This is a genomic window from Pseudomonas sp. 1D4, assembly GCF_001728925.1.
GTDB lineage: Bacteria > Pseudomonadota > Gammaproteobacteria > Pseudomonadales > Pseudomonadaceae > Metapseudomonas > Metapseudomonas otitidis.
Genome location: NZ_LXJQ01000015.1, coordinates 29,562 through 44,434, shown reverse-complemented (window position 1 = coordinate 44,434; position 14,873 = coordinate 29,562). Strand labels below are relative to the sequence as shown.

Annotated in this window: 13 protein-coding genes and 1 pseudogene; 8 read left to right on the top strand and 6 right to left on the bottom strand. The window is 62.7% G+C overall.

All coding sequences use genetic code 11. The features are described from left to right. Positions 1-53: 53 nt before the first annotated feature. Positions 54-336: pseudogene (cspD, locus tag A7D27_RS10250) on the bottom strand (cold shock domain-containing protein CspD). A 227-nt stretch (positions 337-563) separates the two neighbouring features. On the opposite strand from cspD, the gene clpS reads away from it, so the two are divergent. Further along, on the top strand, positions 564-926 hold the full coding sequence (gene clpS, locus A7D27_RS10245; RefSeq protein WP_069561079.1) for an ATP-dependent Clp protease adapter ClpS: 363 nt from the start codon (positions 564-566) through the stop codon (positions 924-926). Positions 927-954: 28 nt separating this feature from the next. Next, complete coding sequence (gene clpA, locus A7D27_RS10240; protein WP_069561078.1) at positions 955-3,225, top strand: ATP-dependent Clp protease ATP-binding subunit ClpA; 2,271 nt, start codon at positions 955-957, stop codon at positions 3,223-3,225. 53 nt (positions 3,226-3,278) lie between these two features. Here clpA and infA read toward each other — a convergent pair whose 3' ends face one another. From infA to trxB, 4 genes are all read right to left on the bottom strand, one after another. Then, positions 3,279-3,497 (bottom strand): translation initiation factor IF-1, encoded by a 219-nt coding sequence (gene infA / locus A7D27_RS10235; RefSeq protein WP_002553999.1) that lies wholly within the window; start codon positions 3,495-3,497, stop codon positions 3,279-3,281. Positions 3,498-3,596: 99 nt separating this feature from the next. Next, on the bottom strand, positions 3,597-4,304 hold the full coding sequence (locus tag A7D27_RS10230; protein WP_069561077.1) for an arginyltransferase: 708 nt from the start codon (positions 4,302-4,304) through the stop codon (positions 3,597-3,599). Positions 4,305-4,357: 53 nt separating this feature from the next. Next, a complete protein-coding gene (gene aat, locus A7D27_RS10225) occupies positions 4,358-5,041 on the bottom strand; it encodes a leucyl/phenylalanyl-tRNA--protein transferase (protein WP_069561117.1) in 684 nt (227 codons plus the stop codon). 36 nt (positions 5,042-5,077) lie between these two features. After that, positions 5,078-6,031, bottom strand: coding sequence for a thioredoxin-disulfide reductase (gene trxB / locus A7D27_RS10220; RefSeq protein WP_069561076.1), 954 nt, complete (start codon positions 6,029-6,031; stop codon positions 5,078-5,080). Between the two features lie 221 nt (positions 6,032-6,252). On the opposite strand from trxB, the gene ftsK reads away from it, so the two are divergent. The 6 genes from ftsK to cysG all read left to right on the top strand — a co-directional run bounded on the left by ftsK (position 6,253) and on the right by cysG (position 13,822). Next, complete coding sequence (gene ftsK / locus A7D27_RS10215) at positions 6,253-8,661, top strand: DNA translocase FtsK (RefSeq protein WP_083265592.1); 2,409 nt, start codon at positions 6,253-6,255, stop codon at positions 8,659-8,661. A gap of 29 nt (positions 8,662-8,690) precedes the next feature. Next, positions 8,691-9,317 (top strand): outer membrane lipoprotein chaperone LolA, encoded by a 627-nt coding sequence (gene lolA / locus A7D27_RS10210; RefSeq protein ID WP_069561074.1) that lies wholly within the window; start codon positions 8,691-8,693, stop codon positions 9,315-9,317. An 18-nt stretch (positions 9,318-9,335) separates the two neighbouring features. After that, complete coding sequence (locus tag A7D27_RS10205; protein WP_044406337.1) at positions 9,336-10,658, top strand: replication-associated recombination protein A; 1,323 nt, start codon at positions 9,336-9,338, stop codon at positions 10,656-10,658. Further along, on the top strand, positions 10,655-11,035 hold the full coding sequence (crcB, locus tag A7D27_RS10200; RefSeq protein WP_069561073.1) for a fluoride efflux transporter CrcB: 381 nt from the start codon (positions 10,655-10,657) through the stop codon (positions 11,033-11,035). The genes A7D27_RS10205 and crcB overlap by 4 nt, the downstream gene beginning before the upstream one ends. A 16-nt stretch (positions 11,036-11,051) precedes the next feature. Next, positions 11,052-12,332, top strand: coding sequence for a serine--tRNA ligase (gene serS / locus A7D27_RS10195; protein ID WP_069564798.1), 1,281 nt, complete (start codon positions 11,052-11,054; stop codon positions 12,330-12,332). 98 nt (positions 12,333-12,430) lie between these two features. Next, the gene (cysG, locus tag A7D27_RS10190; RefSeq protein ID WP_069564797.1) at positions 12,431-13,822 is read left to right on the top strand and encodes a siroheme synthase CysG; all 1,392 of its coding nucleotides are present in this window, start codon (positions 12,431-12,433) and stop codon (positions 13,820-13,822) included. Here the strand turns inward: cysG and A7D27_RS10185 are convergent. Then, a complete protein-coding gene (locus tag A7D27_RS10185; protein WP_069564796.1) occupies positions 13,810-14,811 on the bottom strand; it encodes a glutathione S-transferase family protein in 1,002 nt (333 codons plus the stop codon). The genes cysG and A7D27_RS10185 overlap by 13 nt on opposite strands. Between the last annotated feature and the right edge of the window lie 62 nt (positions 14,812-14,873).

Here is a 14,873-nt window from a genome sequence, read left to right as displayed (position 1 = left end):
TTAAGGCGTGCAACAAAAAAAAGGCCGGTCAAGTTGACCGGCCTTTTTGTTTTTCAGCTTTCAGAGTCAGGCTTCGACGGCGCTGCCTTTGGCAATAGCAACTGCAGCGGTGCCATGGGTATCGCTGGTCGCCGTGACAGGGCTGATATTCACGGCATGCAGACCCTTCGGGCCCTGGATAATGTCGAAGCTTACCGGTTGGCCAGCTTTGAGGGTCTTGTAGCCCTCCATCTGGATCGCCGAGTAATGGGCGAACAGGTCCTCATCTCGGCCTTCAGCGAGGATAAATCCATACCCCTTGGCGTTGTTGAACCACTTGACCTTACCGCTAACCATGCTGATATCCCTCTGCAAAGGACTCCATCACTGGAGTATCATCCACTACGACCCCGCGCCATGCCCGACCGGGCGGACGAAGGTGCGGAACCCTTGATACCCGTAGGTGGGTATCCCTTGTTTGTAACACCCTTTTGCCTTTAGTCAAGGCGATGCGGCGACCGGCTGAGAGGCGGGTCAAACTCCATGGGGCGTTCCTTTCCATCGGCCAAGAAGCTTTTTCCAGCATGCATGCAAGCAGCCAGATTCGACTAACATTCAATCAGGATCGACCCGAGCACATTGGTGGTGGTGATGCCGGCTTGGTGCTCCAGGAAGCCAAGCCGGCTCTGAAAGCGCCATCCATGTACAAGGTTGTGATGTTCAATGATGACTACACGCCGATGGACTTCGTGGTCGAGGTGCTGGAAACCATCTTCAATCTGGATCGTGAAGTGGCGACGCGGGTCATGCTGACCGTCCATACCGAAGGGCGGGCTGTGTGTGGTGTGTATACGCGCGATATTGCTGAGACCAAGGCTATGCAGGTGAATCAATACGCGAGAGAGAGTCAGCATCCGCTGCTCTGTGAGATCGAGAAGGACGGTTAATCCGGCCACTTGGGTATGAGGTGAAGCTATGTTGAACCGCGAGCTCGAAGTCACCCTCAATCTTGCCTTCAAGGAAGCACGCGCAAAACGTCATGAGTTCATGACGGTCGAGCACTTGCTGCTGGCCCTGTTGGACAACGATGCTGCTTCCGCCGTCCTCCGCGCCTGCGGCGCTAATTTGGATAAGCTCCGGCGTGACCTTCAGGAGTTCATCGACTCCACCACGCCGCTGATTCCGCAGCATGATGAGGATCGTGAAACCCAGCCGACGCTTGGCTTTCAGCGTGTCCTGCAGCGTGCGGTCTTCCATGTACAGAGTTCTGGCAAGCGTGAAGTCACCGGGGCCAACGTGCTGGTCGCTATCTTCAGTGAGCAGGAGAGCCAGGCTGTCTTCCTGCTCAAGCAGCAGAGCGTCGCCCGTATCGATGTAGTCAACTACATTGCCCATGGTATCTCCAAGGTGCCTGGGCATGGCGAGCAGCACGAAAGCGAGCAGGAAATGCAGGATGAGGAAGGTGGAGAGTCTTCTTCGGCAGGTCATCCGCTCGACGCTTATGCCAGTAACCTGAATGAGCTTGCTCGCCAAGGGCGCATTGATCCGCTTGTAGGGCGCGAGCAAGAGGTCGAGCGCGTTGCGCAGATATTGGCGCGTCGTCGCAAGAACAACCCGTTGCTGGTCGGTGAGGCTGGTGTTGGCAAGACCGCCATCGCCGAGGGGCTTGCCAAGCGAATCGTGGACAGCCAGGTGCCGGAATTGCTGGCTGATAGTGTCGTCTACTCATTGGATCTCGGTGCGTTGCTGGCCGGGACGAAGTACCGTGGCGACTTCGAGAAGCGCTTCAAGGCGCTGCTGAACGAGCTGCGCAAGCGCCCCCATGCAATCCTGTTCATCGATGAGATTCACACCATCATTGGTGCAGGGGCAGCATCCGGAGGGGTGATGGATGCATCCAATCTTCTCAAGCCTCTTCTGTCTTCTGGTGAGATTCGCTGCATCGGCTCGACGACCTTCCAGGAGTTCCGCGGCATTTTCGAGAAGGATCGGGCGCTAGCTCGGCGCTTCCAGAAAGTTGATGTGGTCGAGCCTTCCGTCGAGGACACCATTGGCATCCTTAAAGGGCTCAAGCCGCGCTTCGAGCAGCACCACCACATCGAGTACAGCGATGAGGCGCTGCGCGCTGCGGCAGAGCTGGCGGCTCGTTACATCAACGATCGGCACATGCCTGACAAGGCCATTGATGTGATCGATGAGGCGGGCGCCTACCAGCGCCTTCAGCCGGAAGAGAAGCGCGTGGCTCGGATCGAAGTGGCTCAGGTGGAAGATATCGTCGCGAAGATCGCACGCATTCCGCCCAAGCATGTCACCAGTTCCGACAAGGAGCTGCTGCGCAATCTCGAGCGTGACCTCAAGCTCACCGTCTTCGGTCAGGATGCTGCCATCGATTCGCTGTCAACGGCCATCAAGCTCTCCCGTGCCGGTTTGAAGTCCCCGGACAAGCCGGTCGGTTCCTTCCTGTTCGCCGGTCCTACCGGTGTGGGCAAGACCGAGGTCGCGCGCCAGCTGGCGAAAGCGCTGGGGATCGAACTTGTGCGCTTCGACATGTCCGAATACATGGAGCGGCACACCGTCTCGCGTCTCATCGGTGCGCCTCCCGGCTACGTCGGGTTCGATCAGGGCGGGTTGTTGACCGAGGCCATCACCAAGATGCCCCACTGTGTGCTCCTGCTGGATGAGATCGAGAAGGCGCATCCCGAGGTCTTCAACCTGCTGCTGCAGGTCATGGACCACGGCACTCTCACGGACAACAACGGGCGCAAGGCTGATTTCCGCAACGTGATCGTGATCATGACCACCAACGCGGGCGCCGAGACTGCTGCGCGAGCGTCCATCGGTTTCACCCAGCAGGACCACTCGTCCGATGCGATGGAGGTGATCAAGAAGAGCTTTACGCCCGAGTTCCGCAATCGCCTGGACACCATCATTCAGTTCGGTCGGCTGTCGATGGAGACCATCAAGAGCGTGGTCGACAAATTCCTCACCGAATTGCAGGCCCAGTTGGAGGACAAGCGTGTCCAGCTGGTTGTCAGTGACGAGGCGCGGGAATGGCTCGGGGAGCGCGGCTATGACGTGCAGATGGGGGCTCGCCCCATGGCTCGTCTGATCCAGGACAAGATCAAGCGCCCGTTGGCAGAAGAAATCCTGTTTGGTGAGTTGGCCGATCACGGCGGCGTGGTGCACGTCGATGTGAAGGGTGATGAGCTGGCCTTCGAGTTCGAGACGACGGCCGAGATGGCCTGATAGTCAGGCAAACGAAAAAGCCCGGCGATTGCCGGGCTTTTTTCTGGATCTGATCAGCGAGCGCGGTAGGTGATGCGGCCTTTGCTCAGATCATAGGGAGTCAGCTCGACGCGAACTTTGTCACCGGTCAGGATGCGGATGTAGTTCTTGCGCATCTTGCCGGAAATGTGCGCGGTGACGACGTGCCCGTTTTCCAACTCCACGCGGAACATGGTGTTGGGTAGGGTGTCGACGACAGTGCCTTCCATTTCGAAGCTGTCTTCTTTCGACATGCAGTAGAGCCCTCGGAATCAAAGAATGGCCGGGTGCAATCGGCGCCTGGCAAAAACGGCGTGCATTGTGCCCGAAAATGCCACCGCTCGCCAAGGGCTTCAGGTCAGAGTGACCCAGCGCTGATTCACGAAGAGCTCGATTGGACGGTACTGGGTCTTGTAATTCATCTTGCGGCAGTTCTTGATCCAGTATCCGAGATAGACCGCCTCAAGGCCCAGGCGGAGGGTTTCGCCGATCTGCCAGAGGATCGCGAAGCGGCCCAGGCTGCGCCGTTCTTCCGAGGGGTCATAGAAGGTGTAAACGGCGGAAAGACCGTTTGGCAGGACGTCGGTGACGGCTACAGCGATGAGGCGTCCCTGCAGGCGGAACTCGAAGAAGCGGCAGAATGAAAGATCGCGGACCAGGAAGGTCGAGAACTGGTCGCGGCTCGGAGGGTACATGTCACCGTCGGCATGGCGTTCCTCGATGTAGCGCACGTAGAGCGCGTAGTACTCCTCCGTGAAGGAGGGTTTCACTCCGCGTACTTCGATGTCCGCGTTCCGCTTGAGGATGCGGCGCTGCTGGCGATCGGGGCTGAACGGTGCGGCAGGAATGCGGGCAGGAATGCAGGCAGTGCAGCGTTGGCAGTGGGGGCGGTACAGGTGGTCTCCGCTGCGGCGGAAACCCATTTCCGAAAGTTCGGCATAGACGTCCACATCCATGGGCTGGCTGGGGTCGAGGAACAGCGTGGTGGCCTGCTCCCCGGGCAGATAGCTGCATGGGTGTGGCTGAGTGGCATAGAACTTCAAACGGGCCAGCTCGGTCATGGCGGAACCTCGGAAAAGCCTTCCGCAAGTGTATGTCAGGGTTGGCGACTCGCCTAGGCAGCGGTCCAGTTGGCGGTGTTCGGCTGGTCGAGGTACAGCTGAAGGTAGCGGGCGTACTCGCTGCGGGGGATGGCGTAGGCGCCCAGACTCTGGAGGTGCGAGGTGGGCATCTGGCAATCGATCAATACGAACCCCCATTTGACGAGGTGGGTGGCCAGCGTGGCGAAGCCGACCTTCGAAGCATTGTCTGCCCGGCTGAACATGGACTCGCCAAAGAACAGCTTGCCAATGGCCAGGCCATAGAGGCCGCCCACCAGTTCACCGTTCAGCCTGACTTCCACCGAGTGGGCAAAGCCCCTCTGGTGCAGCTCGATATAGGCCTGTTGCATGGCGTCGGTGATCCATGTTCCGTCGGCATAGCTGCGAGGGCCTGCGCACCCCTGGATCACGGCTGCGAAGTCCGTGTCGAAGCTCACTTGGAACCTGCCCTGGCGAAGGATTTTCGCCAGGCTGCGTGATACGTGAACTTCGTGGGGGGATAGGACGGTGCGTGGGTCGGGCGACCACCAGAGTGGTGGCTGCCCCTCCTGGAACCAGGGGAAGCAACCGTGGCGATAGGCAGCGAGGAGGCGCTCAGCGCTCAGGTCGCCGCCTGCTGCGAGCAAGCCGTTGGGCTCACGCAGTGCGCGCTCCAGGGGAGGGAAGTCACAGGTGTCGCGATTGAGCCAGGTCAGCATGGAAGGGGAGGGCGGCATGGCCGCCCGGCCTCGTCGTCAGTGGCTGTCGTCGAGGAACTTCTCGGCGTCCAGGGCTGCCATGCAGCCTGCGCCGGCCGAGGTGATTGCCTGGCGATAGACGTGGTCGGCTACGTCGCCGGCGGCAAAGACGCCCTCGATGCTGGTCGCCGTGGCATTGCCCTCTGAGCCACCACGGATCACCAGGTAGCCGTCGCGCATTTCCAGTTGGCCCTGGAAAAGATCAGTGTTCGGTTTGTGGCCGATAGCAATGAATACGCCTGCCAACTGCAGTTCCTGGGTCGTGCCGTCTTTCGTGCTCTTCAGGCGTACGCCGGTAACGCCAGTCTTGTCGCCCAGGACTTCATCCAGGGTCTGGTTCCAGTGCAGGCGGACGTTGCCGTTGGCTGCCTTCTCGAAGAGCTTGTCCTGCAGGATTTTCTCCGAGCGCAGCTTGTCGCGGCGATGGATCAGGTGTACTTCCTTGGCGATGTTGGACAGGTAGAGCGCCTCTTCGACGGCGGTATTGCCGCCGCCAACCACGCAAACAACCTGGTTGCGATAGAAGAAGCCGTCGCAGGTGGCGCAGGCCGAAACCCCCTTGCCGGCAAAGGCTTCCTCGGACGGAAGGCCAAGATACTGGGCGGACGCGCCCGTAGCGATGATCAGTGCGTCGCAGCTGTAGATGCCACTGTCGCCCTTGAGGATGAAGGGGCGTTGCTGCAACTCAGCGGTGTGGATGTGGTCGTAGAGGATCTCGGTGTCGAAGCGCTCGGCATGTTTCTGCATGCGCTCCATCAGTGCGGGGCCGGTAAGCCCTTCGACGTCGCCGGGCCAGTTGTCCACCTCAGTGGTGGTGGTCAGTTGCCCGCCGGGCTGGATGCCGGTGATGACGGTAGGCTTGAGGTTGGCGCGTGCAGCATACACGGCGGCGGTATAACCGGCTGGGCCGGAGCCCAGGATAATCAGACGTGAATGCTTGACGTCGCTCATAAAAAGGCCTCATAAGTCTTTGTCACAAAAGAGAATGCATGCTCCAATTGAGCACTGCGCAAGACGCTGCGGGCTATGCTACACCGAAGCAGGAAGCGTCAGCAAAACGCACCCGCAGCGCCGTGTGCGCTGTGGCGTCCGAGCGTTAAACCCGTACAATGGGCATCCTTTTCGCCCCTGATCGAATCTTGGACGCGCCAATGGCGCAGGAAACCAGGCGTTTGAAGAATTCCACCCCCTCTGCCCAGATTCCAGTCTGGCGACAGCAATTGCACTCCCGCTTGAAAGAGGGAGCGCTGATTGCTCTGGGCGCCCTGTGCCTCTATCTCTGGATGGCGCTCCTCACCTACGACTCCGCCGATCCGGGCTGGACCCACACCAGCAACGTCGAGCAGGTCCAGAATGCTGCCGGTCGCCTGGGTGCCTGGTCTGCTGACATCCTGTTCATGGCGCTGGGCTACTTCGCTTATGTCTTCCCGTTGCTGTTGGGGATCAAGACACTGCAGGTCTTCCGCCATCGTCACCAGCCCATCGACTGGAGCGGCTGGTTGTTCTCCTGGCGGCTGATCGGTCTGGTCTTCCTGGTGCTGGCCGGCGCCGCGCTGGCTGATATCCACTTCCAGGACAGCGTTGGCATGCCGGCTTCTGCCGGTGGCGCGCTGGGTGAGAGCCTGGCTCATCTCTCGGTCAATGCGTTGAACGTGCAGGGCAGTACGCTGCTGTTCTTCGCCCTGTTTCTGTTCGGCCTCACCGTGTTCACCGACCTGTCCTGGTTCAAAGTGATGGACCTGACCGGCAAGATCACCCTCGATCTGGTGGAGTTGATCCAGAGCCTGATCACCCGTTGGTGGAACGCCCGTATGGAGCGCAAGCAACTGGTGGCCAAGCTCCGTGAGGTCGATGACCGTGTCACCGAGGTCGCGGCTCCGGTCGTCAAGGACACCCGCGAGCAGGCCAAGGTCAAGGAGCGGCTGATCGAGCGTGAGGAGTCCCTTGCCAAGCACATGACCGAGCGGGAAAGCCGTCCGGCGCCCACCATCGCGCCGCCGCCACCGCCCAAACCTGCCGAACCCAGCAAACGCGTCCAGAAGGAAAAGCAGGTCCCGCTGTTCATCGACAGTGCCGTGGAGGGAACCTTGCCGCCCATCTCCCTGCTCGACGCTGCCGAGAAGAAGCAGAAGAGCTTCTCGCCGGAGTCGCTCGAGGCCATGTCGCGCCTGCTGGAGATCAAGCTGAAGGAGTTCGGCGTCGAGGTCATGGTGGAGTCCGTTCACCCGGGCCCGGTGATCACCCGCTTCGAAATCCAGCCGGCGGCCGGTGTCAAGGTCAGCCGCATTTCCAACCTGGCGAAAGACCTGGCGCGATCCCTGGCGGTCATCAGCGTGCGCGTGGTCGAGGTCATTCCCGGCAAGACCACCGTCGGTATCGAGATCCCCAACGAAGACCGGCAGATCGTGCGCTTCTCCGAAGTGCTGTCGTCCACCGAATACGACGACGCCAAGTCGCCGGTCACACTGGCCCTGGGGCATGACATCGGCGGTCGGCCGGTCATCGCCGACCTCGCCAAGATGCCTCACCTGCTGGTGGCCGGTACTACCGGCTCCGGTAAGTCGGTGGGCGTGAACGCCATGATCCTGTCGATTCTCTTCAAGTCCACGCCGGAGCAGGCGCGGATGATCATGATCGACCCCAAGATGCTCGAACTCTCCATCTACGAGGGAATCCCGCACCTGCTCTGTCCTGTGGTGACAGACATGAAGGAGGCGGCCAATGCCCTGCGCTGGAGCGTTGCCGAGATGGAGCGCCGCTACAAGCTGATGGCCGCGATGGGCGTGCGTAACCTGGCGGGCTTCAACCGCAAGGTGAAGGACGCTGAAGAGGCCGGAACACCGCTGCCCGACCCGCTTTATCGTCGCGAGAGCATGGAAGATGAAGCACCCCTGCTGAAGCAGTTGCCCACCATCGTCGTGGTCGTCGACGAATTCGCCGACATGATGATGATCGTCGGCAAGAAGGTTGAAGAGCTCATCGCCCGTATCGCCCAGAAGGCGCGGGCAGCGGGCATCCACCTGATCCTCGCCACCCAGCGTCCGTCGGTGGATGTGATCACCGGCCTGATCAAGGCGAACATCCCCACCCGCATGGCGTTCCAGGTCTCCAGCAAGATCGACTCCCGCACCATCCTCGACCAGGGCGGTGCCGAGCAGCTGCTGGGCCACGGCGACATGCTCTACCTGCCGCCGGGCACCGGCCTGCCTATCCGTGTCCATGGCGCCTTCGTCTCCGACGACGAAGTGCACCGTGTGGTGGAAGCCTGGAAGCTGCGCGGCGCACCCGACTACATCGAAGACATCCTCGCCGGCGTGGAGGAGGGCGGTGGTGCCTCCGGGAGCTTCGAAGGTGGTGAGGGCGGTAGCGAGGGCAGCGAGGATGACCCGCTGTATGACGAAGCTGTACGTTTCGTCACCGAAAGCCGTCGTGCCTCCATCTCGGCAGTCCAGCGCAAGCTGAAGATCGGCTACAACCGCGCTGCCCGGATGATCGAAGCCATGGAGATGGCCGGCGTGGTCACTCCGATGAACTCCAACGGCTCGCGCGACGTGGTCGCTCCCGCGCCGATCCGCGATTAACCCTGAACGGTTCACTCAAGAGGATTCCCATGCGCCTGATCCGCATGCTGCTCGTCGCTGCCCTCGGCTTTGTCGCCTCCCAGGTGCAGGCAGACGACCAGGTGGCCATTTCCCGCCTGACCGAGATGCTCAACAAGGCCCAGACCATCACTGGCCGCTTTTCCCAGCTGACCCTGGACGGCTCTGGCACCCAGCTGCAGGAAACCTCCGGCGAACTCGCGCTCAAGCGTCCCGGTCTGTTCCGCTGGCACACCGATGAGCCCATGGAGCAGCTGCTCGTCTCCAATGGCGAGAAGGTCTGGCTGTATGACCCGGACCTGCAGCAGGTCACCATCCAGACCCTGGACCAGCGCCTGACCCACACCCCGGCCCTGCTGCTGTCCGGTGACGTTTCGAAGATCAGCGAGAACTTCGAGATCACCCACAAGGAAGGCGGTGACGTGGTCGACTTCATCCTCAAGCCCAAGGCCAAGGACACCCTGTTCGACACCCTGCGCCTGTCCTTCCGCAACGGCGTGATCAACGACATGCAACTGATCGACAGCGTCGGCCAGCGCACCAACATCCTGTTTCTCGGGGTGAAGATGAACCAGAAACTCGATGCCGCACAGTTCGACTTCAAGGTCCCCGAAGGCGCCGACGTCATCCAGGAATAACGGAGCCCACCGCCTCCCATGGACCTGTTCCGCAGCGAACCCCTCGCCCAGCCACTGGCCGCGCGCCTGCGCGCCACCACGCTGGACGAGTACGTCGGGCAGGAGCACCTCCTGGCGCCGGGCAAGCCCCTGCGGGAGGCCCTGGAGCAGGGCGCGCTTCACTCGATGATCTTCTGGGGGCCGCCCGGGGTGGGCAAGACCACCCTGGCCAAGCTCCTGGCCCAGGTCAGCGATGCGCATTTCGAGACCATCTCCGCCGTGCTCTCGGGCGTGAAGGAGATTCGCCAGTCCGTCGAGATGGCCCGCCAGCAGGCCGCTCAATATGGTCGGCGCACCATCCTTTTCGTCGATGAAGTGCACCGCTTCAACAAGTCCCAGCAGGATGCGTTCCTTCCCTACGTGGAAGACGGCACGCTGATCTTCATCGGCGCCACCACCGAGAACCCCTCCTTCGAGCTGAACAACGCGCTGTTGTCCCGTGCTCGGGTCTACGTGCTCAAGAGCCTCGACGAGCCGGCGATGCGCCGCCTCGTCGGGCGGGCGCTCAATGAGGAGAAGGGGCTGGGCAAACGCAAGCTGAGCCTCTCGGATGAAGCCTTCTCCATTCTCGTCGCGGCGGCGGATGGCGATGGTCGCAGGCTGCTCAACCTGCTGGAGAACGCTGCTGACCTCGCCGAAGATGGCAGCGAGATCGCCCCCGAATTGCTGCAGAACCTGCTGGGCGACAGTCGCCGGCGGTTCGACAAGGGTGGCGAAGCCTTCTACGACCAGATTTCCGCCCTGCACAAATCCGTGCGCGGCTCCAGTCCCGATGGTGCGCTCTATTGGTACGCGCGGATGATCGATGGCGGTTGCGATCCGCTCTACATCGCCCGCCGTGTGGTGCGCATGGCCAGCGAGGACATTGGCAACGCCGATCCTCGAGCGCTCAGCCTGTGCCTCGCCGCCTGGGATGTGCAGGAGCGCCTCGGCAGCCCCGAAGGCGAGTTGGCCGTGGCCCAGGCCATCGTCTACCTGGCTTGCGCACCCAAGAGCAACGCGGTCTACACGGCCTTCAAGGCTGCCATGCGAGACGTGGCCGAGAACGGTTCTCGCGAGGTGCCGCTGCACCTGCGCAACGCGCCGACCAAGCTGATGAAGCAGCTCGGCTATGGCGACGAATACCGCTACGCCCACGACGAGCCCGACGCCTATGCCGCCGGGGAAGACTACTTCCCCGAAGACCTCGAACCGCGTCGTTACTACGAGCCGGTGCCCCGTGGTCTGGAACTCAAGATCCGCGACAAGCTCGAGCACCTCGCTACGCTCGATGCTCGTAGCCCTAGGAAGAGACGCCCATGACGCCACTGCCTTTGCTGCTCTCCGTCTCCCTGGGCGGCGTTGCCGGCACCCTGCTGCGCTTCACTGCGGCCAATTGGGTTTCGGCGCACTGGCCTCGGCACTTCTACCTCGGTACTCTTGCCGTCAATATCGTCGGCTGCCTGCTCATCGGCATCCTCTACGGCCTGTTCCTGCAGCGGCCGGAGGTGCCGATCGAGCTTCGTGCAGGCTTGATCGTCGGATTTCTCGGCGGCCTGACGACGTTTTCTTCGTTTTCCCTCGACACGTTGCGCCTGCTGGAGAGCGGCCAGGTTCCCCTGGCCCTCGGCTATGCGGCAATCAGCGTGCTGGGTGGTCTGCTTGCGACCTGGGCAGGCCTGACTTTGACCAAATTCTGATAGACGGGAACCTCACATGCTCGACTCCAAACTGGTACGCACCCAGACCCAGGACGTGGCCCAGCGCCTCGCCTCCCGTGGCTTCCAACTGGACGTGGCGCGCCTCGAATCCCTGGAAAATCAGCGCAAGGCCGTGCAGACCCGCACCGAGCAGTTGCAGGCCGAGCGCAATGCCCGCTCCAAGTCCATCGGTCAGGCCAAGCAGCGCGGTGAGGACATTGCACCGTTGCTGGCCGATGTGGACCGCATGGGCGGCGAGCTGGAAGAGGGCAAGCGTGAACTCGATCGCATCCAGGCCGAACTGGATGGCCTGCTTCTGACCATCCCCAACATCCCCCACGAGTCCGTTCCGGTGGGCGCGGATGAAGAGGGCAACGTCGAGGTTCGTCGCTGGGGCACCCCGCGAAGCTTCGATTTCGAGATCAAGGACCACGTCGCCCTGGGCGAGCAGCATGGCTGGCTGGACTTCGAAACCGCCGCCAAGCTCTCCGGTGCCCGCTTCGCCCTGCTGCGCGGCCCTATCGCTCGCCTGCACCGTGCCCTGGCTCAGTTCATGATCAACCTGCACACCGGTGATCATGGCTATGAAGAGGCCTACACCCCCTACCTGGTCCAGGCACCCGCGCTACAGGGCACTGGCCAACTGCCGAAGTTCGAGGAAGACCTGTTCAAGATCAGCCGCGAGAACGAGGCCGACTTCTACCTCATCCCCACTGCCGAAGTGTCCCTGACCAACATCGTGGCGGGCGAGATTCTCGACGCCAAGCAACTGCCGCTGAAGTTCGTCGCCCACACCCCGTGCTTCCGCAGCGAGGCGGGCGCATCCGGTCGAGACACCCGCGGCATGATCCGCCAGCACCAGTTCGACAAGGTCGAGATGGTGCAGATCGTCGAGCCGTCCAAGTCCTTCGAGGCCCTGGAGTCCATGACAGGCAACGCCGAGCGCGTGTTGCAACTGCTGGAGCTGCCGTACCGCGTGCTCGCCCTGTGCACCGGTGACATGGGCTTCTCCGCCACCAAGACCTACGACCTCGAAGTCTGGGTGCCGAGCCAGGACAAGTACCGCGAGATTTCCTCCTGCTCCAACTGCGGTGACTTCCAGGCCCGCCGCATGCAGGCGCGCTACCGCAACCCGGAAACCGGCAAGCCGGAGCTGGTCCACACCCTCAACGGCTCCGGCCTGGCCGTAGGCCGGACCCTGGTGGCCGTGCTGGAGAACTACCAGCAGGCGGACGGCAGCATTCGCGTGCCCGAGGTGCTCAAGCCCTACATGGGCGGCATCGACAGCATCGGCTGATTGCCTGCGCCCGCACCGGCGCCTGTCAGCCTGTCCAGCCCGCGTCTCGGCCTCTGCCGACGCGGGCTGTTTCTTCCCGATTCACCCAGGGCTTATCCATGGATTTCCTACCGCTGTTCCATAACCTCCAGGGTCGTCACGTGCTTGTCGTCGGGGGCGGAGAGATCGCCCTGCGCAAGGCGCGCCTGCTGGCGGACGCCGGCGCCTGCCTGCGGGTGGTGGCGCCGGAGATCGACAGCCAACTGGTGGCATTGGTCGAGCAGTCCCATGGGCTGGTGCATCGCCGAGGGTACGCCTCGGGTGATCTGGAGGGTGCGGTACTGGCCATTGCCGCCACCGATGACGAGCCGCTCAACGCGCAGATTTCCCGCGATGCCCAGGCGCGTGGCGTGCCGGTCAACGTGGTGGATGCGCCGGCCCTGTGCAGCGTGATCTTCCCTGCCATCGTCGACCGCTCGCCGCTGATCGTCGCGGTGTCCAGTGCGGGGGATGCGCCCGTCCTGGCCCGGCTGATCCGCGCCAAGATCGAGACCTGGATCCCGTCTGCCTATGGCCAGTTGGCCGGCCTGGCCAAGCGCTTCCGCCAGCAGGTCAAGAAACTGTTCCCCGACGTGCAGCAGCGCCGGGTGTTCTGGGAGGACGTCTTCCAGGGGCCGATCGCCGAGCGCGTGCTCTCTGGGCAGCCTGCCGAAGCCGAGCGAATGCTTGCCGAGCGGGTCGCGGGCGGTGCGCCCAAGCCTCTGGGCGAGGTGTACCTGGTGGGGGCTGGCCCGGGCGATCCGGACCTGCTCACCTTCCGCGCCCTGCGGCTGATGCAGCAGGCGGATGTGGTGCTCTACGACCGCCTGGTGGCCGAGCCCATCATCGAGATGTGCCGGCGTGACGCCGAGCGGATCTACGTGGGCAAGCGCCGTGCGGACCACGCCGTCCCCCAGGACCAGATCAACCGCCTGCTCATCGACCTGGCCAAGCAGGGCAAGCGGGTGCTGCGGCTGAAAGGCGGCGACCCGTTCATCTTCGGCCGGGGTGGCGAGGAGATCGGCGAACTCGCGGCCCATGGCATCCCCTTCCAGGTGGTGCCGGGCATCACCGCTGCCTCCGGTTGCGCCGCTTACGCCGGCATCCCGCTGACCCATCGTGACCATGCCCAGTCGGTGCGCTTCGTCACCGGGCACCTGAAGGACGGCAGCAGCGACCTGCCCTGGGCTGACCTGACTTCGCCCGGCCAGACGCTGGTGTTCTACATGGGGTTGGTGGGGCTGCCCATCATCTGCGAGCAGTTGGTGCGCCATGGCCGCTCAGCGGATACACCGGCTGCGCTTGTGCAGCAGGGCACCACCCGCAACCAGCGGGTGTTCACCGGCACCTTGGGCAGTCTGCCGCAACTGGTGGCCGAGCACGACGTCCACGCGCCGACGCTGGTGATCGTCGGCGAGGTGGTCAAACTGCGTGATCAGCTTGCCTGGTTCGAAGGCGCTCAGGCGGACTGAGCGATGCCGCGCCCCGGCAGGTGATCGCGGGCGTGGGTACTCAGCGGCTCGAGTTCGGGACCGAGGGGGATGATCCCGGTCGGATTGATGGTCCGGTGGCTTGCGTAGTAGTGGCCCTTGATATGGGTGAGGTCCACCGTCTCCGCAATCCCCGGCCATTGGTACAGCTCCCGCAACCAGCCTGAAAGATTGGGATAGTCCGCCAGGCGCTTGAGGTTGCACTTGAAGTGCCCGTGGTAGACCGCGTCGAAGCGGATAAGGGTGGTGAACAGCCGCCAATCGGCCTCGGTGAGGTGCTGGTCCGCCAGGTAGCGGGACTCAGCCAGTCGCGCCTCCAGGGCATCCAGCTCCCCGAACAGCGTCGTCACCGCCTCTTCATAGGCCGTCTGGGTAGTGGCGAAGCCGGCCCGGTAGACACCGTTGTTCACCGCCGAGTAGATGCGCTCGTTCCAGGCGTCGATATCGGCCCGCAGCGGGGCAGGGTAGAGGTCGAGCGTGTTGCCGGTCAGTTCATCGAAGGCGCTGTTGAACATCCGGATGATCTCGGATGACTCGTTGCTGACGATCCGCTGCTGCTGCGTGTCCCAGAGTACCGGCACGGTCACTCGGCCGCTGTAGGTCGGGTCTTCCCGGGTATAGAGCTGGTGCAGGAAATCCAGGCCATGGAGCGCGTCGCCGGTTGAGCCCTGTGCCCGTTCGAAGGTCCAGCCGTTTTCCCGCATCAGCCAGCTCACCACCGATACGCCGACCAGCGATTCCAGCCCTTTCAGGCGACGCACGATCAGGGTGCGGTGGGCCCAAGGGCACGCCAGGGATACGTAGAGGTGGTAGCGCCCGGACTCCGCCTTGAAGCCGCCGACACCACTCGGGCCTGGCTCGCCGTCACGGGTGATCCAGTTGCGGCGCCGGGCGTCCTCGCGCTTGAAGCGCCCATCGCCGGACGTGTCGTACCAGGTGTCGTGCCATGTGCCGTCGACCAGCAATCCCATTGTCCTGACCTCGTTGAAATGCGAGGCGCCAGTCTAGAGGCGATGAGGCGGGCAGAGGGATG